A 19,797-nucleotide genomic window follows, 5' to 3' on the forward strand; every position below is an offset into this window, starting at 1 on the left:
GGTGCGATCGACGTGATCGGTGCGGTTGACGCGGTCACACCGCGTCGCGGCGCAGTTTGCGACGCTCTCGCTCAGACAGCCCGCCCCAGATGCCAAACCGCTCGTCGTTCTCAAGGGCGTACGTGAGGCACTCAGAGCGCACTTCGCAACTGTCGCAGATGCGCTTAGCTTCGCGCGTCGACCCACCCTTTTCAGGGAAGAAGGCTTCGGGGTCGGTCTGCGCGCACAGCGCGTCGGCCTGCCACGCGAGTGCTTCATCGGCCTGCGGCACCCCCGGAACACCGAGGTACACGGGGTCTACAAACCAGTTACTGGGAACCGGCGCGTGCGGTGATTCACTCAACGGGCGCTCCTTTCTGGTTCGGCGCAATGCGTCACACCCCATAATTACACCGGTGTGATTCGCGCAAGTCAAGCCGAGAATTGTAAACCCTCAAGGATTGATTGAGAGCGCAAGACACACCATCGTGTCTGAAACGTGTATTGAGCAGGTAAAGCTACCCCCAAATTACGAGCATGCGATAGGTCATCACAGCCACCGACAGGTGCAGCACAGCCAGCACAATATTCGCCCAGCGAGTGCGGTCCACGAGCGCCCAAAACCCGCCGCCAAACGGTAGCGCAGCCGCGACGATCAGGTACATCCAGAACTCGAGCGGGTCCCCCACTGCGGTATTACCCGTGAAAGGCGCCACAATACTAATGACAATCTGGGCGACTAGCAGCAGCCCCACGACGAGCGTCGCCCCCATTGTGTAGTCATTGGGGGCGCGCTTTCCTGCCGCCTGCACACCGCACACCGCGGCGCCCAGCGCCGCAACCGCGATGATGGCAATCGCAAACCAGGTGATCACGCGCGCTCCTCCTGCCACGGAAAGTTGGTGACGACGCGGGTGCGGCCGCGCTTAACCTCAATCAGCCCGACGAGGCGCCCGTCGGGCGCGATAGCCGCCACGAGCCCGGCGTCGGCGCAGCGTGACGCCTCAACCTCAAAGCGCTTGCCGTGCCCCAGGTCGCGCGTCTCGTCTGCTGTCATCTCGAGCACGGGAAACAGTTTGCGAGCAATATCGGCGGGCGACTCGAGCACCCGTACACTGCCTTCCACGAGCTCAGCAATCGGCGTGCTTCCCTCAACCTGAAACGGGCCCACCTCGGTGCGCCTGAGCGCGATGAGGTGCCCCCCGATGCCCAGATCTGCGCCCAGGTCGCGTGCCAGCGCGCGAATATACGTGCCCGTCGAGCACCGCACGGTCGCATCAATATCGATCACGGCGACGCCATCATCGGTTTGTGAGAGCCTTGCCGGCCCCGCCTCAAAAGCGTGAATCGTGACGGGCCGCGCCTTCAGCTCTACGTTCTCCCCCGCTCGCACCCGATCGTAGGCTCGCTGCCCATCGACCTTAATCGCACTCACCGCGCTCGGTGACTGCTCGATGGGGCCCGTCAGGCGCGCGATCGCCGCGGCAATGAGATCCGGATCAGCCGCGACCCGGGCTACATCGGCCGCGCCCGCGGTTTCGAGCCGGTCGCCCTCGCGGTCGTCGGTGACGGTCGTGATGCCGAGCCGGATCGTCGTCGTGTAGGTCTTGTCGAGCCCAACGAGGTGCGTGAGCAGTCGCGTCGCGGGCCCCGCACCGAGCACGAGCAGGCCCGTCGCCATCGGGTCGAGCGTGCCCGCGTGACCCACCTTGCGCGTGCCCAGCGTGCGCCGAGCCTTCGCGACGACGTCGTGGCTCGTCCAGTCGGGGGCCTTGTCTACGAACACGATCGCGCCCTGCGGCGGCAGTTTTACGGGGTCATTCAGCACCCCTCCAGCCTACCCGGGCAAAACTTGCGAACCCGTGGATCTCACCCTTTTGGGCGATGCCCGCTGCCGCGGTGTGTCGGAGTCTAGAACCATGAAGAATCCACTCAACCATTTGCTCGGCTCAGCCTTCGCCTACGCGATCGTGGGCGTCTTGTCTGGACTGTTTTATCGCGAACTCACGAAAGCCGTCGGCTTCCCTGAGGGTGCATTCACCCAGCTCGGACTCGCCCACACTCACCTGCTCGTGCTCGGTTTCATTCCTTTCTTAATCTTCTTGGCCCTTGAGCGTCTCTTCACGATGTCGCATGCACGTACCAGCTATCGCTGGTTCTTGGGGCTCTACCACGCGGGACTCATTGTTACAGCGGGCATGTTGATCACCCACGGCACGCTCACCGTGCTCGGACTCGAGTCAAACGCAATGATCGCGGGCATCGCAGGCATTGGACACATTTTGCTCACCGCCGCGTTCGTGATGCTGTTCGTGGTGCTGCGAGCGGCGGTGAAGCGGGCTCCCGCACCTGCTGCAGCCTCGCAGGCCTCGTAGACTGGCCTGGATGGATCAAAACGAGTTTGCGGGCGCACTGAACGGCTGGTTCACGGCTTCGGCCCGCGACCTGCCGTGGCGCAGCCCTGACACCACGGCGTGGGGCGTGCTGGTGTCGGAGTTCATGCTGCAGCAAACCCAGGTCGACCGTGTAAGACCCAGGTGGCTCGAGTGGATGGCGCGCTGGCCGACCCCCTCTGCGCTTGCTGCCGCCGAACCCGGTGACGCAGTACGCGCGTGGGGGCGACTCGGGTACCCGCGTCGCGCGCTCTGGTTACACCGCGCCGCCTGTCAGATCGCTTCGGAGTACGACGACGAGGTTCCCGCCGACGTCGACGCGCTCCTGTCACTGACCGGGATCGGTCCGTACACAGCGCGCGCCGTCGCCGCGTTCGCGTTCGGTGACAGGCATCCCGTCGTCGATACGAACACGCGCAGGGTAATCGCACGCACCGTGCACGGCCGCGCCGCGGCCGGGATGCCCGCCCCCGCTGATCTCGAGGATATGGCGGCCTTACTACCCGTTGATCCGGAGCGAGCGGCCGTATTTAATGCGGCCGCGATGGAGCTGGGAGCCGTGATCTGCACCGCCCGCGCGCCGGGTTGCGCAGGCTGCCCCGTGGCGGCCTGGTGCGAGTGGCGCGGTGCCGGGTACCCCGATAACGCGCCTTTGAAGCGCCCACGACAGGCGAAGTTCGAGGGCAGCGATCGGCAGGTGCGCGGGCGCATCATGGCACTCCTGCGCGAGCGGGCGGGCGCGGTGACCGTGGCGGCCGTGCTCGACGCGGCACGCGAAGGCGGCGTGCGCGACGAGAAACAGCCCCGCCGCGCCTACGACTCGCTCAAAGCCGACGGGCTGCTGATCGAGTTCGAAGGCACCGCAAGGCTGCCGTAGTTCTTGGCTACGTGCGCTATTCGCCCAACTCTTCGTCGCGGGGCTTCACGTATGGGTCGGCCTCGCCAGCGTAGTTGGCGTTTGAAGCCAGTGCGGCAGCGGCCTCGTCACGACGTTTAGCCTCTGCGAGTAGGTCGTTCATGTGCTGCGCTGTCTCGGGCAGCTCGTCGTGAATGAACTCGAGCGTGGGCGTGAGCCGCGTGCCGAGCTGTTTGCCAACCTCGCTACGCATCATGCCAGTGGCGGCCTTGAGCGCGGCAGCTGAACCGGCTTGGGCTTCTTCGTCGCCATAGACGGTGTAGAACACGCTCGCGTGCTGCAGATCGCCCGTGACGCGAACCTCGGTGATTGTGACAAAGCCGAGCCGCGGATCGCGCAGCCCCTTATCGAGACGCCTCGCAATGATCTGCTGAATGCGCTCGGCGACCTTTCCGGCCCGTGGATTACTCATACCCCAAGGTTACCGTGCCGCGCCCCGGTTTATATTTTCTTCGCGGCGCACTACCCCCACCCCCTACGCTTGTAGTTAACTGCACTCAGCACAGTTAGACACCATCGGCTCAAGTTTTTCGCACACGCGAGGGCGCGAGTCCTCTACAAGGAGAAGCGAATGACGATTCCTGTACCGCCCGAAGGCAACGAAGGACCCCAGCAGCCGCAGCCGCCCGTGCAGCCGCAGGCACCGCAAGCGCCGCAGTACCAGGCGGCCCCCGTTCAGCCGCAGGCTCCCGTTCAGCCGCAGGCTCCTGCAGCGCCTCAGTATCAGGCGGCTCCCGGGTACCAGCAGCAGGCACCCCAGTTCCAGCAGCAGTACCAACAGGCGGGCCCCTACGGCGCTGCTGGCCCCGGCGAACCCTTCAACGGCGCAAGCACAGTAGATGACCTTGGCCGCCCGCTGTACGGCGCATCATTCGGGCAAGCCATCTCGCGGTTCTTCAAGAACTACGCCACCTTCTCGGGTCGCGCATCGCGCAGCGAGTACTGGTGGGCTGCACTCTTCACTGCGCTCATCGCCATCGTCCCGTCGATTCTCGCCGCAGCACTGCCCATCGTTGGCATCATCTTGCTCGTCATTGTTGGCCTCGGAACCATCATTCCAAGCCTCGCGATCACCTGGCGTCGTCTACACGATGCCAACTTCGCTGGTCCGTTCTACTTCTTGAGCCTCACGTACATCGGCTCGATTGTGGTGCTCGTGTTCCTGCTGCTTCCCTCGAAGCCTGAGGGGCGGAGGTTCGACCGCATCTAAGTCACGTCGGATCGCTTTAGCGTCAAAGCCAAAGCCCGTACGCTTAGAGGTAGTCACCGCAAGATAACGTGGCTCAACTACACCGAGCAGCGGTGTTGGGCCTGGAACGGAGAAACACATGACCATCCCACAGCCGCCCGAGGGGAGCGTGCCTGGGCAGCCCGAGCACGGGACCCCGCAGCAGCCCCCCACGTCTCAGGCTCCCCAAGGTCCTCCGCAGCTGTCGCGAGAGCAGCTTGAGGCTCAATACAACGGCCAGGGTGCCGAGCCTCAGCAGCCGGCAGCGCCGCAGTACCAACAGCCCGCCCAGCCGCAATACCAGCAGCCGCAGCAGCCGCCCCAGTACCAGCAGCAGCCCACACAGCCGCAGGCGCCGCAGTACCAGCAGCAGTATCAGCAACCGGCTCAGCCGCAGTACCAGCAGGCAGCGTACCAGCAGCAGTACCCGCAGTACCAGGCGCAGCAGCCGCAGTACCAGGCGCAGCAGCCGCAGGGGTTTGCCTACGGTGCGCCGGGCCCCGGCGAGCCGTTTGACGGAGCAACCGACCCAGAAGATCTCACTCGTCCGCTTTACGGTGCGAGCTTTGGCCAAGCCATTCGACGCTTCTTCAAGAACTACGTGAACTTCAAGGGCCGAGCCTCACGCAGTGAGTACTGGTGGGTTCAGCTGTTCTACGGCCTCGTTATGCTCGTGCCTGGGATCTTCTATTTTATTGGTCTGCTTATGGTCGTTAGTGACCCATACGCGTTCTACGGCGGGCCTTCGGGCATCGGCTTCGTGATGTTACTCATTAGCGGCATTCTCTTCTTCGGCTTCAGTTTGGCTATTCTGTTGCCGGCACTCGGGCTCGCGTGGCGCAGGCTGCACGACGGCAACTTCGCCGGCCCAATGTACTTCTTGTCGTTCATTCCTTATGTTGGGAGTCTGATTATGATCGTCTTCATGATTCTCCCGTCAAAGCCCGAGGGGCGCCGGTTCGACGAGGTCAACATCGTGCGCTACTAACGCGTAGCGTCTCACCGCCACGAAGCCGCGGTGCAACGTGAAGGCCGGTCAGTTTTACATAAACTGACCGGCCTTTGCGTTTGCCGTGCGGGCGCTGACGTTGCTCGTTACGAGATGAGCTGTCTGCCGGCATTCAAACGGCACGAACCAGGTCACACGCAGGAGCCAAAAACATCGTGCGGCCAAAAGTGGGTGTTATCAGGTCTGATAACACCCACTTTTAGCCGCACGCCCTCTTTGCCAGATGAATCGATCTTCGGTGCAACGGATGCGGGGGAAAGCCTCATTCGCCTGGGATATTGCCCCAAAGCCTCGACATGTGCACTGCACGCCAGCATTAACGTGGCACGAGTCAGGAGTGAAGTCGACCCGAGCACGGTTCGAAGCAGCGATGCCGTGAGGACACGGCAAAGGCCCGGCCAGTTCGCAAGAACTGACCGGGCCTTCAGCGTGAGTGGGAGCCGATCCGGCGCCGCACTTGAGAGTTAGCCGCGGGGCTTCTCAACCATCTCGGTGGTCTCGATCTCGTCACCCGGCTGGATGTCGTTGAACTTGCCGAGACCGATGCCGCACTCGAAGTCAGTCTTGACCTCGGTGACGTCGTCCTTGAAGCGGCGCAGCGACTCGATGGCCAGGCCATCGGCGAGCACGACACCGTCGCGGATAACGCGAGCCTTGGCGTTACGCGTGATGGTACCGCTGCGCACGATAACACCGGCGATGTTGCCGAACTTCGAGGAGCGGAAAACCTCGCGGATCTCGGCGACGCCCGACTGGACCTCTTCGTACTCGGGCTTGAGCATGCCCGTGAGCGAAGCCTCAATGTCATCAAGCGCGTTGTAGATGACGTTGTAGAAGCGGATGTCGATGCCCTCACGCGCTGCGCGCTCGCGAGCCTTGACGTCGGGGCGCACGTTGAAGCCGATGACGATGGCGTTGTCGATCGTGGCAAGATCCACGTCGGACTCGGTGATCGCGCCCACACCACGGTGCAGAATACGCAGCTGGACCGACTCGTCGACCTCGATCTTCATGAGCGATTCCTCGAGCGCCTCAACAGCACCCGACACGTCACCCTTGATGATGAGGTTGAGCGACTCAACCTTGCCATCTTCAAGCGCCTTCGTGAACTCTTCGAGGCTGATGCGCTTGCGTGCCTTCGCAAGCATCGCGTTGCGCTGTGCAGCCTCACGCTTCTCAGCGATCTGTCGCGCGGTGCGGTCTTCGTCGGTGACGAGGAAGGTGTCGCCTGCACGAGGTACGCTCGACAGACCCTGCACCGACACTGGACGCGACGGCGTGGCTTCCAGGACAGGATCGCCGTTCTCGTCACTCATCGCACGCACGCGGCCGTAGGCCGTGCCCGCCACGATCGCATCGCCAACGCGCAGCGTACCCGACTGGATGAGCACGGTAGCGACCGAGCCGCGACCCTTGTCGAGCTTTGCCTCAATCGCAACACCGCGAGCACCCTTGTTGGGGTTTGCACGCATGTCGAGACCAGCGTCTGCCGTGAGAAGCACTGCGTCGAGGAGCTCGGTGATACCGATGTTGCCCTTCGCCGAGACGTCACGGAACATGACGTCGCCGCCCCACTCCTCAGAGAGCAGACCAAACTCGGTGAGCTGCTGACGCACCTTGTCGGGGTTTGCACCCTCTTTGTCAATCTTGTTGACCGCAACAACAATCGGCACGCCGGCCGACTGAGCGTGGTTAAGCGCTTCAATCGTCTGTGGCATGATGCCGTCGTCTGCCGCGACCACGAGGATCGCAATGTCGGTGACCTGCGCACCACGGGCACGCATGGCGGTGAACGCCTCGTGACCGGGGGTATCGATGAAGGTCAGTGCGCGGTCAACACCGTCGTGCTCGGTGTGTACCTGGTAGGCACCGATGTGCTGCGTGATGCCGCCAGCCTCGCCACCGCCGACGTTTGCCTTACGGATCGCGTCGAGCAGGCTGGTCTTACCGTGGTCAACGTGACCCATAACGGTAACAACGGGCGGGCGGGGCTGCAGAACATCGTCGCCCTCTTCTTCGAGCTCTGCTTCGATATCGATGTCGAAGCCTTCGAGCAGCTCGCGGTCTTCGTCCTCGGGCGAGACGACCTGGATCTTGTAGCCCAGCTCGTCGCCGAGAATCTCGAACGTTGCCTCGTCGAGCGACTCGGTTGCAGTCGCCATCTCACCGAGGTGGAACAGCACGGTGATGAGGTTCGACGCACTCGTGTTGATCTTGTCTGCAAAATCAGAGAGCGAAGCGCCACGACGCAGACGAATCAGCGTCGTGCCGTCACCGCGAGGTACGCTTACGCCGCCAAGTGACGGTGCCTCGCGCATCTCGAACTCTGCGCGTTTCGCCCGCTTCGACTTGCGTGCCTTGCTCTTGGAGCCACCACGGCCGAATGCGCCAGCGGTGCCTGCGCCACGGCCGCCACGACCACGGCCAGCGAATCCACCACCGGGACGGGGACCGCCGAAGCCACCGGGACCACCCGTGCCTGCACCGGGGCCTCCGCCGGGGCGAGTGAAGCCACCGGGGCGACCGCCGCCACCGCCGGGACGACCTGCACCGCCGGGACGACCTGCACCGGCTCCTGCACCCTGCGGGCGCGGAGCGGGACGCGGGATGTTACCCGGGTTGGGTCGACCTGCGCCGCCACCCGGGCGAGGCATGCCCTGGTTCGACGAGAAGGGGTTGTTACCTGGACGGGGCGGACGGGGAATGCCCATGCCCTGGCTCGTGGCAAAGGGGTTGTTCCCGGGACGGGGCCCACCGGGCTTGGGAGCGGGCTTCGCGCCGGGCTTCGGCGCGCCTGCACCGGGCTTAGCGGCACCAGGCTTAGCGCCAGGCTTCGCAGCACCAGGCTTAGCAGCACCGGGCTTAGCAGCGGCAGGCTTAGCAGCGGCAGGCTTAGGAGCCGCAGCGGGCTTTGCCGATGCTTCAGCTGCAGGCTTCTCGGCAGCAGGCTTCGCTGCTGCGGGTTTCGCTGCTGCGGGCTTCGCAGCGGGTGCTTCCGCGGCGGGAGCTGCAGCTGCGCCGGGCTTAGGAGCCGGCTTTGCGCCGGGCTTCGGAGCAGCACCGGGCTTCGGAGCAGCACCGGGCTTCGGGGTAGCACCGGGCTTGGGAGCGCCTGCCGCGGGCTTTGCAGCTGCGGGGGCGTCTGAGGACTGGGGGGTTGCTTCAGCAGCGAGGGCTGCCTTCACCTTGCGTGCTACCGGAGGTGCAACGCTTGACGAGGACGCTTTCACGAACTCGCCCATTTCTTTCAGCTTGGCCAGAACGACCTTGCTATCGACACCGATCTCAGCTGCGATCTCGTGTACGCGTGGGTTAGCCACTTTTCTCCTGTCTGGGTTCACGCCAGACAGGCGGGAACCAAAATTAACGGACGGGTCTCATCGTGAGCCGCTCATTAGTTGTCCATAAGTGTTTTCAGCCTGTTCTCTATAGGGCCAGCATCGGGTTTCCCCGATACGCGCAGCGCACGCGCAAATGCTGAACGCGTGACTGCTTGTTCGAAGCACTTGAGGCTGGGGTGCACCCAAGCGCCGCGCCCAGGGAGTACTGCGCGATCATCAACAGTGAGTTGATTTTCGCTCAGAACCACTCTGAGCAGATCTGTGCGTGAGGCACGTTTGCGACACGCAACACAGGTCCGAACCGGAACCATCCTACCAGCTCCCTTAAATATCCACTCACAGGCGCGTCGCATCCGCGGCACCGGCGGCCCAGCCGCCAGTGCCGCACGCGCGAACTAGTCGTTCATGATCGAATCGGGCTGGATGCTGTGATCCGGACGTTCCGTGTCGGGCTTCGCCACTCCACGAAACGCGCTCAGATCGACCTCCAGCCCAAACCTACTAGTCGTTCATGATCGAATCGGGCTGGATGTCGATCTTCGCGCCCGTGAGCTTGGCGGCGAGTCGGGCGTTCTGCCCTTCCTTGCCGATCGCGAGCGAGAGTTGAAAATCGGGGACGAGCGCTCGTACTTGCTTGAGGGACTCATTGAGCATGAACACATCGGTCACCTTCGCGGGCGACAGAGCATTCGCAACGAACGCGGGCAGCTCGGGCGAGTAATCGACAATGTCGATCTTCTCGTCACCCAGCTCGCTCATGACGGCGCGCACGCGGCTGCCCATCTCGCCGATGCAGGTGCCCTTTGCGTTAATGCCAGCCTTCTTCGCACGCACGGCTACCTTGGTGCGGTGGCCCGCTTCGCGTGCGAGCGAAACAATCTCAACGAGACCCTCGGCGAGTTCGGGTACCTCACGTTCAAAGAGCTTGCGCACGAGCCCGGGGTGAGTTCGCGATACGACTACCTGGGGCCCCTTGAGCCCCTTCGACACGCTGGTTACGTAGACGCGTACGCGCATACCGTGTGGATACGCCTCGCCCGGCACCTGCTCTTCAGGAGGCAGGATCGCCTCGAGATCGCCCAGGTCGACGTGCACCATGCGCTTGTTAGTGCCCTGCTGCACCACACCCGAAACGATCTGGCCTTCTTTGTCTTTGAAGGCGCCGAGCACGGCATCATCGCTCAGGTCGCGCAGACGCTGGTTGATGACCTGCTTCGCGGCGCTCGATGCGACTCGACCAAACTCATCGGTCGTAACGAAGGCTTCGCCGACGGTCTGGCCTTCTTCGTTGATCTCAGGGATCCGCACGGAAATCTGCCCCGACTTGCGGTCGAGCGTCACGCGCACGTCGCTCTCACGGGGTACCGGAAGGTTCTGGTTCTCTGCGTGGCGCAGGTATGCCGACTGAATTGCCTGCTCGATAATCTCGACCAGCTCGTCGAAGGGAATCTCCTTCTCGCGCTCAATCTGTCGCAGGGTGACGAGTTCAATCTTCACAGTGCTCTCCTTCAGGTATTGAAATGTCTATTCAGCTGTGCGACCCGCGTTACACGGATCGAAGCATCTAGCCTACTTCAACTCCCCAAGGCTTACGCACCCACTTGACGCTGGCCTCAATCATCAGTGTTCTGGGCAGCTTGCTCGCCCCGTCTGTCCCAATGGGGCGACATCTCAAGATGTTCTTCGTACGCAACCTCGTTCCAGGCAGGGTACGGCGGGTATTCTCCGGGCCGGATCAGCCCGTTGCCGTCTTCGTTGACGCGTTCTGGCCACCATTCAATGCCCTCGTTGCGCTCGTTCTGTTGGATGTTCCAGATCGCGTTTGACAGGGCTTCTCGGTCACCCCAGTAGACCCCTGAAAATGCCGTAAGGGTAATTTCTCCGTCCATTAGGTCTAGGGCGAGCCAAGTGCCGTCAGGCGTCGTTGTAGTGACCCTGTAGTTTCCTGGTGTGATCTCACTGTCGGTGCGCGCCGATGACCATCCGTTACTCTCCCAAAATGCTCGCGCACGGTCGATTCGGGCGTCTGAGTCAAGTACGGGTGCAAGGTCCCAAGACCGGCGGATGTAGTAGCTATTGTCTTTCTTGGCTTTGGCGCCCAGATTTCCGCCTATTTCATCGCCCGCGAGGGTCATGAAGGGGTTTGTTGTACTCGCATCAATCCACTCACCCGGCTCTAGCTGCTTCTGCGTATCTGCTACGAGATCATTGAGTGCTCGGTATCGCTCAGCGACGTTTGCAAACTGCTCGGGCAGCGAAGGTTCTACCGCTTCTTCAAAGGTGAGCCCGGCCGCGTCCAGCACAGGGGCGGGCCCTTTGGCAGCCCAAGCAGTACACCCTGCGAAGAGCACGGCCGACACCAAACAGACCCCGGCCCCGATGTACCAATTCTTGTGGTTCATCGCTTTCCTCCCATGATTTCGATGACGTTGTTCACGGTGGTCGACGACGGGTTGAGGTACCCAATCTCGTCGTCTTTCGCCACTCCGTCGAGCCCGTCTGCGACCCACTGTGCTGGGCCCCAGTCGATAGCCTCGGTGAGGTTATGCATGGTGACGCGTTTACCCTCTTCGCTCTCCTCCGATGAGAAGACGATCGCGCCCTCGAGGTCCCTCGGGTCCACCCGTGAGCGGTATCCAGGCGCGTCAACCGATGCGGACCTGAAGTGGGCAAACTTGCCGATGGGCGCAATGTTGTCGCCCCGCGCATGCGTCGCGTGAATCTCGCTAACCCCGAGCTCTTCTGCTTTTGTGCCAACCGTGAGCCCAGCCGACCCCATCGTGATGTAGGCGTCTACCGAGTGCCCACCTAGCTTGAGCGCCTCGGCGGCGGTGTTAGTACCGTAGGAATGGCCGATCACGGCAAATCGGGTGAGTGGACGCGCAGCGCGGGTCGCTGAGAGGCCGTCGAGGAAGGTGGCGAGGGGCCAGCTGCCCCGTTCGGCCCGGTTCTGTGTAGCTTCTGCAGCGATCCCTGGTGCCCTGTATCCAATCCACGACACCATCGCGACGCCTACGCTTTTGTCGTGTACCTCGCGGAGCCCATCCAGCCCATCACGCATGGTGCGCACCGATGAGTTCATGCCCGACACGAGCACGCCCACCCTGCTAGCCGCGTCCAGATCGCCCACCGAGATGGCGGCGGTGACCACACCGTCGTGACTGCCGAGCATGGCAATCTGCACAATGGCATCTTTGGCAGTGACTGATTTGCGCGCTTCCTTGGCTGCGTCCTTCACAGCCACTAGGTCGCTCCGAAAGTCGGTGAGAGTCATGTCGTCGGGCGACAACCCGAGCCGCGCAAACACGTCTACCAGCTCGGCATTACCCTGCAACGCGTAGTCGATAGCGGCGCGTGCTGCACGGTCTCGCACGCTGAACGGAAGCCCGTCCAGCCCGGCCAATTCGACGCAGTAGCGCTCGATGAGAGCATTCGTGTCGGTTTCAGAGGCCACAAGAGATTCCCACAGTTTTGCTACGTCAGCGGGTGTGAGCATTCCATTAAGCAGCCGTTGCACCTCGGGCGACTCCCAGGGGCGGTTCTGCGAAAGTGCTCTCGTCAAAGCCTCAACGATAGCGCCATTCGAAGCGCCAACCCCCGGCCCCAACGCTGTCACAGCCGTTCGCGTGAGTGCACCGAGCAGCGCTCGTTCCGCGGATTCCCGCTGCGTCACGAGTTCCCGCCACCGCGTGCATGCGTGTTCGATCAGAGCTAACGCACCAGCCCATGCCCCCGCTGCCTGCGACCAGTTAAACGAATCTGCGTCGCCGCTCAGCACGGTCACGGGTTCACCGGCAGAAGCCGGCATAAACGTCGGTGGTGCGACCCGCCAATCGCTGATAAGTGGCAGCCCTTTGCGCAGCGCGATCGATTCAATTGTGTTTGCGTTCATGCGCACTTGCGCGAGCAGCTCGGCTACGTCTTGCTCAGTGAGCAGTGCCCCTGAGTGGATCGCCGCCACACTTTGCGCATACGTCTTCATCGCGAGAAGTGCCGAGGCCGCAGACTGTTCAACCAGAGAGGCACTCGTCTGTAGATGCCCGAGCCGACCCTTGACTGCCTGCACAGCGCCGCCCCGCGCCGCCGAGAGCGCTCGCGAGGCCAAGGCAGCCTGAGACTGACACGTGCTAGTGGCGTTACTCGTGTCTGAAATGAGGCCGGCCACCGCGTCGGTGTCACCCGCGCAAACGGGTGATGGTGTGGGCAGCACTCCAGCCGCCGAGATCGGTACGGCAGTCATCGAGAACCACCGCCAACGGACGCCAGCGAAGCCTGCACCGTAATGAGCGCCGAGAGCGACCCAGCCACTTCATGTTCAATGGCATCGCTCGAGTCTCGGCACGCAGACGCGCCCGCACGCACCCCTTCGACAGCCTCGGTGAGCACTGTGCAAGACACAGCGAGCGATGACATGAACTCTGCCAATCGCGCGGGCATCTCTGTCAGCCCCGAAACAGTGGGAGCCGCGGCGCGCGCGGGCCCTGCGAGCGCTTCGGCCGCGGTGTCACAAGCACTGGTACACGCATCGAACGCTGCGTCACTGAGCGCCAAGTTGTATTCCATGTCATCCCCAAACACCTTTCGTGGGTGAGGCGAGCGCCAGCGGAGAAAGCACGCACCCCACCCACAAGCTGTAAAGCCCTAGTTGATGCGCGCGGCAATCTGTGCGTCCATGTCACGCATTGCAGTAGCGGTCTGCGTGAGAAAAGTCTGAATTTCGGTCAGCTTAGCGATCACCGTGTTCGCGCTTGTCGTGTATTCGGTGTACGCCTCGTTGAACCTGCCCGACGCTTGATCCGTCACAAATCCTGACCCCACCAGCGTGCTAATGAGCTGCTGCATCTGCTGGAGTTTTTGCGTGATCTCATCGCGACCGGTGCCGAGCTGTGTGCTTGCTTGCTCCATCTCGGCATACGAAACGTTGATATTAGCCATGGTGAATCCCCCTCGATTCGCTCCCGCTGGGCCTCTTCGCCCGCGGTGGTCGCGGCCGAACTGGCCGCGTAGCAAGCACCATAGCCCGATAAACACCTGCAAAACCGACCGGGCACCAATCTGTGGATAACTTCGCAGGTGTCGCCGATCCGGAGCCCCTGTGGACGCCTCGAACGGAAGATGACTCGAGAGCGAGCCACTGGGCCCCAAACGCGATACGGGGGCCCGGGCTCATTATGAGCCCGGGCCCCCGTCCACACGCCGTCTGAAGAACGGCGAACAGCGCCTAGCGCCTAGCGCCTAGCGCCTACGCAAACAACGCCGGAATTTCGGCGATCGCAACCTTCTCCTTGACCCCGGTGCTGCGGTCCCACACCTCGGCGAGGCCCTCAGCAGCGTCACGCCCCACGACAACCACGCGAGGCACACCAATCAGCTCAGCATCGCCAAACTTAACGCCGGGCGAAACCTTGGGACGGTCGTCGAACAACACCTCGACACCCGAGCCCTCGAGCGTTGCTGCAAGCGTCTCAGCGGCCTCGAAGATCGCCGGGTCCTTGCCCGTGGCCACCAGGTGCACATCAAACGGCGCCACCGACTTGGGCCAGATTAGGCCGCGGTCGTCGTGGTTCAGTTCGGCGAGAATCGCCATGATGCGAGTGACACCGATGCCGTACGAGCCCATCGTGACGGTAACAAGCTTGCCGTTCTCGTCGAGCACCTTGAGACCGAGCGCCTCGGCGTACTTGCGGCCGAGCTGAAACACGTGTCCGATTTCCATGCCGCGTGCTGTTTCGATGGGGCCAGACCCGTCGGGGGCGGGGTCGCCGTCGCGCACCGAAGCGATATCGATCACGCCGTCGGCGGTGAAGTCGCGGCCTGCCACGAGGTAGGCAACGTGCTTCTCGGCGACATTGGCGCCCGTGACCCAGCTCGTGCCCGGCACGATGCGAGGGTCGAGCAGGTAGCGCACGCCGGTCTCAGACTCGACACCGAGTACCGCAGTCGTTGATCCGTCGGCTGCGACGCGCGCGGCACCAATGTAGCCAGCGACGAGACCGGGGTGCTTGGCCAGGTCGCCAGCATTCGCGGGCTCAATGTCACAGCCCGGGAACGCGACTTCAGCGCGCTTCAGGTCTGCGTCACGATCGCCAGGTATGCCGACGACAACGATCTCGCGCTCACCCGCGTGCTCCCCCGCGGTGGGCGTGATGGCGAGCACCACGTTTTTGAGCGTGTCTGCGGCGTTCCACGCGCGACCGTCCACGCGCGGCAGCACTGCGTTCGTGTGCGCGACGAGCGTGTCGATCGTGGGGGTGTCGGGCGAATCGTAGACAACTGCGGCGGGCTGTCCCTCGATCGGCAGCGCCTCGGGAACGGGCGTCACATAGGCCTCGACGTTGGCGGCATAGCCGCCCGCCGAGCGCACAAACGTGTCTTCACCGATCGCGGTCGGCAGCAAGAACTCTTCGCTGCGCGAGCCGCCCATGGCACCGGCGTCGGCCGACACAATGACGTATTCGAGCCCCAGGCGCGCGAAGATGCGCTCGTAGGCATCACGCTGTTTCTGGTAACTAGCGGCCAGTCCCTCGTCGGTCACATCGAACGAGTACGCGTCTTTCATCGTGAACTCGCGACCACGCAGCAGGCCGGCGCGGGGGCGCGCCTCGTCGCGGTACTTGTCTTGAATCTGAAACAGCGACAGCGGCAGGTCCTTGTACGAGGTGACAATATCCTTCACCATCACGGTGAAGGCCTCCTCGTGGGTCGGTGCGAGCAGGTGATCGGCCCCGTGACGATCTTGTAGGCGGAAGAGCGCGTCTCCGTACTCCTCCCAGCGGCCCGTCGCTTCGTAGGGCTCGCGCGGCAGCATCGCCGGGAAGTGCACCTCGTGTGCGCCCGCCGCGAGCATCTCCTCGCGCACAATCTGCTCAAGTTTGCCCTTCACACGCAGGCCCAGCGGCATCCAGCCGAAGACGCCCGGCGACTGCCGTCGAATGTAGCCGGCGCGCACCAGCAGCCGGTGGCTGGCGACCTCGGCGTCTGAGGGGTCCTCACGAAGAGTCTTCAGGAAGTAGTTGCTGAGCCGTGTAATCACCCCACCATCGTAGCGCGCGCCGGATCAGTCACCAGCTCACGTCTCACCCCGCGGTCGAAGCTCATACTCGCCCGCGGTCGAGCCCCCGTGCGAGTGCCCGCGCGAGTGCCCGCGCGAGTGCCCGCGCGCTCACTTACAACAGGCGCCGCGACAGCGCCCACGCCGTGAGTTCGTGCCTGTTCGAAAGCTGCAGCTTGCGCAGCACCTTTGACACGTGCGTTTCGACAGTCTTGACCGAAAGAAAAAGCTCTGCTGCTACTTCTTTGTACGCGTAACCACGCGCGATCATGCGCATCACCTCTTGTTCTCGGGCAGACAGCCGGTCGAGTTCGTCGTCTGCCGCAGCGGTTTCGCCACCGCCCACACCAAACGCGTCGAGCACGAACCCCGCGAGCCTCGGCGAAAACACCGCGTCGCCGCCGTGTACGCGCTGCACGGCGCTCGTCACCTCGGCGCCAGACGAGGTTTTCGTGAGGTACCCGCGGGCACCGGCACGAATCACGCTCACGACGTCGTCGGCCGCGTCTGAAACGCTCAGCGCGAGAAACCGCGTCACGCTGTGGGTCGACCCCGTGGCGAACGCGCGCGCTACTTCGGCCCCGCCGCCGCCGTCACCACCGGGCAGGTGCACGTCGAGCAGAACGACATCGGGCCCAAGTGCGGTGATAGAGGCGATGGCCTCGTCAACCGTGGCTGCTTCGCCCACCACGTCGAGCTCGTCACCGAGCGATGCTCGAAGCCCGGTTCTGAAGATCTCGTGATCGTCAACGATCACGACGCTTATGGGGGTAGCCTCTGTGTGCTCGCTCATGCATGCTCCTCGCTGTCGTGTGTGGTGTGTGCCGGATCGCGCGCCACCGACAGTCGCACTGTCGTACCAGCGCCCCCGGGCCCCGGTCTGATCGAGGCGGTGCCAGACGCCCGCTCGATGCGCCCCAGAATTGACTCGCGTACGCCCATGCGTCCCTCGGGTAGAGCTCCGACGTCGACCCCCGGGCCGCGATCGGTGACATCGATTGAGATGCGCTCTCGGGTGGTCTCGAGGTAGACGGTGACGCTACCGCCCGCGTGACGTGCTGCGTTGAGCATGGCTTCGCGCGCCGCAGCGATGAGCGGCTCGGGCGCGATCACCGTCTCACCGACCGTGATCACCTCGAATTGGGCCGCGAACGTGGCCTCGAGCGCTGCAGCGTGCGTACGCAGCTCGGTTTCTGCGCTCTCGCGCGGCGCAGCTGTGCCGCCGTCCGCGCCGCGAAACAACCACTCGCGCAGCTCACGCTCCTGGCGCCTGGCGAGTCGAGCAACCTCGCTACTCGGAGCTGACCGCTGCTGAATGAGCGCGAGCGTTTGCAGCACCGAGTCGTGCAGGTGGGCGGCGATGTCGGCGCGCTCGGCTTCACGGGCGTTCGCCGCGCGCTCTGCGATCAGTTCTCGGTTGAGCCGCAGCGCCCAGGGTGCAAGCGCTAGCGCAACGCCGGTAAGCACCGCCAACGCTGCGGCGATCACCGTCCACGCGCTGGGTTGCCGCGCGGTCACGAAGAACATGAGTACACCGACCGCAACGAGCGTGAGCGCACCGAGCACACGCGGCAATACGTGCCGGTCAGGGTGCCCACGGTCGGCAATCTGCCACCACGCGAGCCCGACGCCCACGAGCACCGCAAGCGCCGGCAGCACGAGCTCAAGGTTGATGCTCACCCCGGCGCGATCGAGCACCAACCCGAGCCCCGCAATGAGCAAGCTCACCCCGAGCAGTAGCTCGGCGACGGGCCAGCGACGCCGTACCGTCGCTGCGCGCTGAGCCGGCCGAGCCGGCCCCGTGGTCTCGCTGCTCAATGGGCTTGCGGGTGCCACGTCGCCTGCGACCACGGCAGCGCTCGGCGTGAGCGCTCGCTTCATCGGCGGTGGGCTTTCGGATGCTGCGGCAGGCACTGTCACCCAGAACCAGGCGTACAGCAGCACCCCAAACCCGCCACAGAGCGCGAGCCCGACCATGATCGCGCGCACGGTCGTGAGCGACACCCCCAGGTGCGCGGCAAGCCCTGCGCACACGCCGGCAAGCAAGCTCTCTTGCTTCGGGCGCACGAGCGGGGGTCTGTTCATGTTTCCATCAAAGCAGCATCTACCGACACCGGCGGCCCCGCGCCGTAAATCTCAGGGGCGGGTCAGGGTGAACCCCGATGGTGCCGGGGCCAACACTCAACGAGACTTGAACCATGACTTCTCAACCCGACCCCTCATCGCAGCAGGGCACCGGATTCTTCGGCTGGCTGCGCGACCTCGGCGTGCAACGCGGGGGTGACCGGTGGCTCGCGGGCGTGGCGAGCGGCCTAGCCACTCGCGCGGGCATCGACCCGCTCATTGTGCGCGGCATCTTCGTCGTGCTCGGCATCTTTGGCGGCCCCGCCGTGTTGGCGTACGTGGCGGGTTGGCTGCTGCTACCCGACAGCACGGGCAAGATTCACCTCGAAGATATTGTGCGCGGTCGCGCCAGTTCGGGTGTCATCACCGCGGCCATCATCGCTGGCGCCGTCATCGTACTGCCGGTTATTCTCTTCGGCATTACTTCTGTCGGCGGCGTGCTCGGTCTCGGTCTCAACTTGGGAGCGGGCGGTCTGGGGGACGTCTTCGGTCTGCCCGGCTGGCTCACGGCTACCTTCGCCTGGCTGTTTTGGCTCGCCGTAGTGATCGCGGGCGGGTTCTGGCTGCGGCACTGGCTCATCCAGCGCGGGCGGGCACAGGCTACCGGATCGGCCGAGAGCCTCAGTGACAACATCAATCACCACGCAGAACGATTTAGCGCCCAAGCGAGCAAGATCGGCGATCAGGCCGGGCGCTGGAGCCAGGAGGCGGGCGAGCGAGTCGACGCGTGGAGTGCCCGCCTTGCCACCGAGCACGATGCACGAAAGATTGGCGCGGGCCACGTCTTGATCACTCTCGCGTTCGCGCTGTTGGCGGCGGGCCTCGCCGCGTTTCTCACGCTGCAAACCGGGTTCCAGTTCACTGCCTCCGGCTCCACGGTGGCCGCGTTCGCCGCCCCCCTGGTTGCCGCGATCATCGCGGCGCTCGCGGTACTCGCGCTCTCGCTCATCGTGGCTGGCCTGCGCGGTAGGCACGTGGGCGTGCTTGGATTCTTGTCATTCTGTGGTGTCGTCGCGCTGCTCATCACCGCGGTGCTGCCGTGGGGCACCAGGTTTCAGCCGGTCGGAGAAATGCTCGTTGACGGCCGCAGCGCCCCCGGCGCGGTCAACATCGTGGGCAACGTCGAACTGGGTCTCAGCGACCTCGACCGCCACACTCAACACCGCGTCAATCTCGACGTGTGGCAGGTCGCTGGAGACGTCAATGTGACGCTGCCTGCGAGCATGCCCACAGTGCTCGAGGTGCGCATGCTCGCCGGCCGCATCAACGAGCAGACCGCCACGTCTAACGGCTCTGACGTGCAAGATCGCAGCACTTCAGGCCCCTTTATTAGCCGCAGAATCGGAGTGAATCTCGCTCCCCGAGCAACCGTAGATTCCCCGGGCAACGCGAGCCGCGTGACCGTGACGGTGCTCGCGGGCACCGTCGATGTCACTCACCCTGAACTGTCACAGATGCAGCAGTGGCTGCGCCAGGAGACGAACTAATGACCGCACCGCAGCAGCCAGACCAGGCCCCCTCACCCGCATCAGCAGAGCCCACTCAGCCCGCCGCACACACTGGCCCGCGCACAAGCCCCATCATCTGGGGCGCGCTGATACTCGCGTTCTGCGGCTATATCGCCCAGCGCAGCTTCGGCGGAGCTGGCCTCGACGGCAGCTGGTGGATCATCGCCACCGTTGTAGGCCTCGGCCTGCTGCTGCTCGGAGTCGGCCTCACGGTGATCTTGCGCGGCCGCGGCCGCTAATCCGGAGCG

20 protein-coding genes are annotated in these 19,797 nt (G+C 63.9%); 6 read left to right on the forward strand and 14 right to left on the reverse strand.

Features of this window, described 5'->3' with window-relative positions; all coding sequences use genetic code 11:
• Positions 1-34 precede the first annotated feature (34 nt).
• The 3 genes from ACXR2W_RS03390 to truB all read right to left on the reverse strand — a co-directional run bounded on the left by ACXR2W_RS03390 (position 35) and on the right by truB (position 1,807).
• A complete protein-coding gene (locus ACXR2W_RS03390) occupies positions 35-343 on the reverse strand; it encodes a WhiB family transcriptional regulator (protein ID WP_458811970.1) in 309 nt (102 codons plus the stop codon).
• Positions 344-497: 154 nt separating this feature from the next.
• Positions 498-854 carry a hypothetical protein gene (locus tag ACXR2W_RS03395; protein ID WP_458811973.1) on the reverse strand — a complete coding sequence of 119 codons (357 nt, stop codon included), beginning with the start codon at positions 852-854 and terminating at the stop codon, positions 498-500.
• On the reverse strand, positions 851-1,807 hold the full coding sequence (gene truB / locus ACXR2W_RS03400; protein ID WP_458811976.1) for a tRNA pseudouridine(55) synthase TruB: 957 nt from the start codon (positions 1,805-1,807) through the stop codon (positions 851-853). The genes ACXR2W_RS03395 and truB overlap by 4 nt, the downstream gene beginning before the upstream one ends.
• Before the next feature lie 91 nt (positions 1,808-1,898).
• Here truB and ACXR2W_RS03405 point away from each other — a divergent pair, with 91 nt between their 5' ends.
• Together ACXR2W_RS03405 and ACXR2W_RS03410 are read left to right on the forward strand one after the other, a co-directional pair.
• Complete coding sequence (locus tag ACXR2W_RS03405) at positions 1,899-2,354, forward strand: DUF2871 domain-containing protein (protein WP_458811979.1); 456 nt, start codon at positions 1,899-1,901, stop codon at positions 2,352-2,354.
• A gap of 10 nt (positions 2,355-2,364) precedes the next feature.
• Positions 2,365-3,249, forward strand: coding sequence for an HhH-GPD family protein (locus tag ACXR2W_RS03410; RefSeq protein WP_458811982.1), 885 nt, complete (start codon positions 2,365-2,367; stop codon positions 3,247-3,249).
• Between the two features lie 16 nt (positions 3,250-3,265).
• Here ACXR2W_RS03410 and rbfA read toward each other — a convergent pair whose 3' ends face one another.
• Complete coding sequence (rbfA, locus tag ACXR2W_RS03415; protein WP_458811985.1) at positions 3,266-3,700, reverse strand: 30S ribosome-binding factor RbfA; 435 nt, start codon at positions 3,698-3,700, stop codon at positions 3,266-3,268.
• A gap of 159 nt (positions 3,701-3,859) precedes the next feature.
• On the opposite strand from rbfA, the gene ACXR2W_RS03420 reads away from it, so the two are divergent.
• Both ACXR2W_RS03420 and ACXR2W_RS03425 read left to right on the forward strand, forming a co-directional pair.
• A complete protein-coding gene (locus ACXR2W_RS03420) occupies positions 3,860-4,498 on the forward strand; it encodes a DUF805 domain-containing protein (RefSeq protein WP_458811988.1) in 639 nt (212 codons plus the stop codon).
• A 118-nt stretch (positions 4,499-4,616) separates the two neighbouring features.
• A complete protein-coding gene (locus tag ACXR2W_RS03425; RefSeq protein WP_458811991.1) occupies positions 4,617-5,504 on the forward strand; it encodes a DUF805 domain-containing protein in 888 nt (295 codons plus the stop codon).
• 485 nt (positions 5,505-5,989) lie between these two features.
• Here ACXR2W_RS03425 and infB read toward each other — a convergent pair whose 3' ends face one another.
• The 10 genes from infB to ACXR2W_RS03475 all read right to left on the reverse strand — a co-directional run bounded on the left by infB (position 5,990) and on the right by ACXR2W_RS03475 (position 18,002).
• The gene (infB, locus tag ACXR2W_RS03430) at positions 5,990-8,845 is read right to left on the reverse strand and encodes a translation initiation factor IF-2 (protein ID WP_458811994.1); all 2,856 of its coding nucleotides are present in this window, start codon (positions 8,843-8,845) and stop codon (positions 5,990-5,992) included.
• A gap of 74 nt (positions 8,846-8,919) precedes the next feature.
• The gene (locus tag ACXR2W_RS03435; RefSeq protein WP_458812206.1) at positions 8,920-9,219 is read right to left on the reverse strand and encodes a YlxR family protein; all 300 of its coding nucleotides are present in this window, start codon (positions 9,217-9,219) and stop codon (positions 8,920-8,922) included.
• Positions 9,220-9,367: 148 nt separating this feature from the next.
• Positions 9,368-10,363: a transcription termination factor NusA gene (nusA, locus tag ACXR2W_RS03440; RefSeq protein ID WP_458811997.1), complete on the reverse strand. Its 996-nt coding sequence runs from the start codon at positions 10,361-10,363 to the stop codon at positions 9,368-9,370.
• Positions 10,364-10,479: 116 nt separating this feature from the next.
• Complete coding sequence (locus ACXR2W_RS03445) at positions 10,480-11,268, reverse strand: hypothetical protein (RefSeq protein WP_458812000.1); 789 nt, start codon at positions 11,266-11,268, stop codon at positions 10,480-10,482.
• The gene (locus ACXR2W_RS03450) at positions 11,265-12,848 is read right to left on the reverse strand and encodes an alpha/beta hydrolase (RefSeq protein WP_458812003.1); all 1,584 of its coding nucleotides are present in this window, start codon (positions 12,846-12,848) and stop codon (positions 11,265-11,267) included. The genes ACXR2W_RS03445 and ACXR2W_RS03450 overlap by 4 nt, the downstream gene beginning before the upstream one ends.
• A 254-nt stretch (positions 12,849-13,102) precedes the next feature.
• A complete protein-coding gene (locus ACXR2W_RS03455; RefSeq protein ID WP_458812006.1) occupies positions 13,103-13,429 on the reverse strand; it encodes a hypothetical protein in 327 nt (108 codons plus the stop codon).
• Positions 13,430-13,507: 78 nt separating this feature from the next.
• Entirely contained in the window at positions 13,508-13,801 is a 294-nt protein-coding gene (locus ACXR2W_RS03460) for a WXG100 family type VII secretion target (RefSeq protein WP_458812009.1), read from the reverse strand.
• A gap of 307 nt (positions 13,802-14,108) precedes the next feature.
• The gene (locus tag ACXR2W_RS03465) at positions 14,109-15,899 is read right to left on the reverse strand and encodes a proline--tRNA ligase (protein WP_458812012.1); all 1,791 of its coding nucleotides are present in this window, start codon (positions 15,897-15,899) and stop codon (positions 14,109-14,111) included.
• Positions 15,900-16,032: 133 nt separating this feature from the next.
• Complete coding sequence (locus ACXR2W_RS03470; protein WP_458812015.1) at positions 16,033-16,710, reverse strand: LuxR C-terminal-related transcriptional regulator; 678 nt, start codon at positions 16,708-16,710, stop codon at positions 16,033-16,035.
• Positions 16,707-18,002, reverse strand: coding sequence for an ATP-binding protein (locus tag ACXR2W_RS03475; protein ID WP_458812017.1), 1,296 nt, complete (start codon positions 18,000-18,002; stop codon positions 16,707-16,709). Before ACXR2W_RS03475 ends, ACXR2W_RS03470 begins: the two co-directional genes overlap by 4 nt.
• Positions 18,003-18,115: 113 nt before the next feature.
• Here ACXR2W_RS03475 and ACXR2W_RS03480 point away from each other — a divergent pair, with 113 nt between their 5' ends.
• Entirely contained in the window at positions 18,116-19,528 is a 1,413-nt protein-coding gene (locus ACXR2W_RS03480) for a PspC domain-containing protein (RefSeq protein ID WP_458812020.1), read from the forward strand.
• Positions 19,528-19,788, forward strand: coding sequence for a hypothetical protein (locus tag ACXR2W_RS03485; RefSeq protein WP_458812023.1), 261 nt, complete (start codon positions 19,528-19,530; stop codon positions 19,786-19,788). The genes ACXR2W_RS03480 and ACXR2W_RS03485 overlap by 1 nt, the downstream gene beginning before the upstream one ends.
• Positions 19,789-19,797 lie beyond the last annotated feature (9 nt).

The sequence above is a fragment of the Leucobacter faecis genome (assembly GCF_054456695.2).

What these genes read in the sequence shown, in the direction of transcription:
- ACXR2W_RS03455 (WP_458812006.1), bottom strand. Translation starts at nt 13,429, where the DNA reads ATGGAATACAACTTGGCGCTCAGTGACGCAGCGTTCGATGCGTGTACC.
- ACXR2W_RS03410 (WP_458811982.1), top strand. Translation starts at nt 2,365, where the DNA reads ATGGATCAAAACGAGTTTGCGGGCGCACTGAACGGCTGGTTCACGGCT.
- ACXR2W_RS03485 (WP_458812023.1), top strand. Translation starts at nt 19,528, where the DNA reads ATGACCGCACCGCAGCAGCCAGACCAGGCCCCCTCACCCGCATCAGCA.
- ACXR2W_RS03475 (WP_458812017.1), bottom strand. Translation starts at nt 18,002, where the DNA reads ATGAACAGACCCCCGCTCGTGCGCCCGAAGCAAGAGAGCTTGCTTGCC.
- ACXR2W_RS03445 (WP_458812000.1), bottom strand. Translation starts at nt 11,268, where the DNA reads ATGAACCACAAGAATTGGTACATCGGGGCCGGGGTCTGTTTGGTGTCG.
- ACXR2W_RS03460 (WP_458812009.1), bottom strand. Translation starts at nt 13,801, where the DNA reads ATGGCTAATATCAACGTTTCGTATGCCGAGATGGAGCAAGCAAGCACA.
- ACXR2W_RS03450 (WP_458812003.1), bottom strand. Translation starts at nt 12,848, where the DNA reads ATGAAGACGTATGCGCAAAGTGTGGCGGCGATCCACTCAGGGGCACTG.
- ACXR2W_RS03470 (WP_458812015.1), bottom strand. Translation starts at nt 16,710, where the DNA reads ATGAGCGAGCACACAGAGGCTACCCCCATAAGCGTCGTGATCGTTGAC.
- ACXR2W_RS03405 (WP_458811979.1), top strand. Translation starts at nt 1,899, where the DNA reads ATGAAGAATCCACTCAACCATTTGCTCGGCTCAGCCTTCGCCTACGCG.
- ACXR2W_RS03480 (WP_458812020.1), top strand. Translation starts at nt 18,116, where the DNA reads ATGACTTCTCAACCCGACCCCTCATCGCAGCAGGGCACCGGATTCTTC.
- ACXR2W_RS03420 (WP_458811988.1), top strand. Translation starts at nt 3,860, where the DNA reads ATGACGATTCCTGTACCGCCCGAAGGCAACGAAGGACCCCAGCAGCCG.
- ACXR2W_RS03435 (WP_458812206.1), bottom strand. Translation starts at nt 9,219, where the DNA reads ATGCGACGCGCCTGTGAGTGGATATTTAAGGGAGCTGGTAGGATGGTT.
- ACXR2W_RS03425 (WP_458811991.1), top strand. Translation starts at nt 4,617, where the DNA reads ATGACCATCCCACAGCCGCCCGAGGGGAGCGTGCCTGGGCAGCCCGAG.
- rbfA (WP_458811985.1), bottom strand. Translation starts at nt 3,700, where the DNA reads ATGAGTAATCCACGGGCCGGAAAGGTCGCCGAGCGCATTCAGCAGATC.